The following is a 2,500-nucleotide window of genomic DNA, read 5'->3' on the forward strand; positions in this document are numbered from 1 at the left end:
TTAGGCGTTGTATGGTTAAGCCTCACGGGCAATTAGTACAGGTTAGCTTAATGCCTTGCAACACTTCCACATCCTGCCTATCAACGTTGTCGTCTTCAACAACCCTTCAGAGAACTTAAAGTTCAGGGATGACTCATCTTGGGGCTCGCTTCCCGCTTAGATGCTTTCAGCGGTTATCGATTCCGAACGTAGCTACCGGGCAATGCCTTTGGCAAAACAACCCGAACACCAGCGGTTCGTCCACTCCGGTCCTCTCGTACTAGGAGCAGCTCCCCTCAATCATCCAACGCCCACACCAGATAGGGACCGAACTGTCTCACGACGTTCTAAACCCAGCTCGCGTACCACTTTAAATGGCGAACAGCCATACCCTTGGGACCGACTTCAGCCCCAGGATGTGATGAGCCGACATCGAGGTGCCAAACACCGCCGTCGATATGAACTCTTGGGCGGTATCAGCCTGTTATCCCCGGAGTACCTTTTATCCGTTGAGCGATGGCCCTTCCATACAGAACCACCGGATCACTATGACCTACTTTCGTACCTGCTCGACGTGTCTGTCTCGCAGTTAAGCTAGCTTATGCCATTGCACTAACCTCACGATGTCCGACCGTGATTAGCTAACCTTCGTGCTCCTCCGTTACTATTTGGGAGGAGACCGCCCCAGTCAAACTACCCACCAGACACTGTCCGCAATCCCGATTAGGGACCAACGTTAGAACATCAAACATACCAGGGTGGTATTTCAAGGACGGCTCCATATGAACTGGCGTCCATATTTCAAAGCCTCCCACCTATCCTACACAAGTAGGTTCAATGTTCAGTGCCAAGCTGTAGTAAAGGTTCACGGGGTCTTTCCGTCTAGGTGCGGGTACACAGCATCTTCACTGCGATTTCAATTTCACTGAGTCTCGGGTGGAGACAGCGTGGCCATGGTTACACCATTCGTGCAGGTCGGAACTTACCCGACAAGGAATTTCGCTACCTTAGGACCGTTATAGTTACGGCCGCCGTTTACCGGGGCTTCGATCAAGAGCTTCGCTTACGCTAACCCCATCAATTAACCTTCCGGCACCGGGCAGGTGTCACACCCTATACGTCATCTTTCGATTTAGCAGAGTGCTGTGTTTTTAATAAACAGTCCCAGCCACCTGGTCACTGCGGCCCCCGTGTGCTCAAAGAGCAAGTCTTATCACACGCAGGGGCGTACCTTCTCCCGAAGTTACGGTACAATTTTGCCGAGTTCCTTCACCCGAGTTCTCTCAAGCGCCTTAGTATTCTCTACCTGACCACCTGTGTCGGTTTGGGGTACGGTTCACATAATCATAAGTTTAGAAGCTTTTCCTGGAAGCAGGGCATCAACAACTTCACCACCGTGGTGGCTCGTCTCGTGTCTCGGCCTTAAGTACCCGGATTTACCTAAGCACTCAGCCTACTCACTTTCACTTGGACAACCAACGCCAAGCTTGTCTAGCCTTCTCCGTCCCTCCATCACTGATTATATAAGTACGGGAATATTAACCCGTTTCCCATCGACTACGCATTTCTGCCTCGCCTTAGGGGCCGACTTACCCTGCCCTGATTAGCATGGGACAGGAAACCTTGGTCTTCCGGCGTGCGGGTTTTTCACCCGCATTATCGTTACTCATGTCAGCATTCGCACTTCTGATACCTCCAGCAAACCTCACAGTTCACCTTCAGCGGCTTACAGAACGCTCCCCTACCCAATACGATAAATCGCATTGCCGCAGCTTCGGTATATTGCTTAGCCCCGTTACATCTTCCGCGCAGGCCGACTCGACTAGTGAGCTATTACGCTTTCTTTAAAGGGTGGCTGCTTCTAAGCCAACCTCCTAGCTGTCTTAGCCTTCCCACATCGTTTCCCACTTAGCAATATTTTGGGACCTTAGCTGGCGGTCTGGGTTGTTTCCCTCTTCACGACGGACGTTAGCACCCGCCGTGTGTCTCCCGGATAGTTCTCTTTGGTATTCGGAGTTTGCAAAGGGTTGGTAAGTCGGGATGACCCCCTAGCCTTAACAGTGCTCTACCCCCAAAGGAATTCGTCCGAGGCTCTACCTAAATAGATTTCGGGGAGAACCAGCTATCTCCCGGTTTGATTGGCCTTTCACCCCCAGCCACAAGTCATCCCCGCCTTTTTCAACAGGCGTGGGTTCGGTCCTCCAGTTGATGTTACTCAACCTTCAACCTGCCCATGGCTAGATCACCGGGTTTCGGGTCTATACCTAGCAACTCAACGCGCAGTTAACACTCGCTTTCGCTACGGCTCCGCTATTCGCTTAACCTTGCTACTAAATATAAGTCGCTGACCCATTATACAAAAGGTACGCAGTCACCCCGAAGGGCTCCCACTGCTTGTACGTATACGGTTTCAGGTTCTATTTCACTCCCCTCACAGGGGTTCTTTTCGCCTTTCCCTCACGGTACTGGTTCACTATCGGTCAGTAAGGAGTATTTAGCCTTGGAGGATGGTCCCCCCATC

General features: G+C 51.6%; 1 rRNA gene (cut by a window edge). It reads right to left on the bottom strand.

The window, feature by feature from the left end:
- Positions 1–11 precede the first annotated feature (11 nt).
- Positions 12–2,500, bottom strand: a 23S ribosomal RNA gene (locus BFC18_RS05675) (it continues 384 nt past the right edge of the window).

Origin of the sequence: Alteromonas confluentis, from assembly GCF_001757105.1 — a bacterium.
GTDB lineage: Bacteria > Pseudomonadota > Gammaproteobacteria > Enterobacterales > Alteromonadaceae > Alteromonas > Alteromonas confluentis.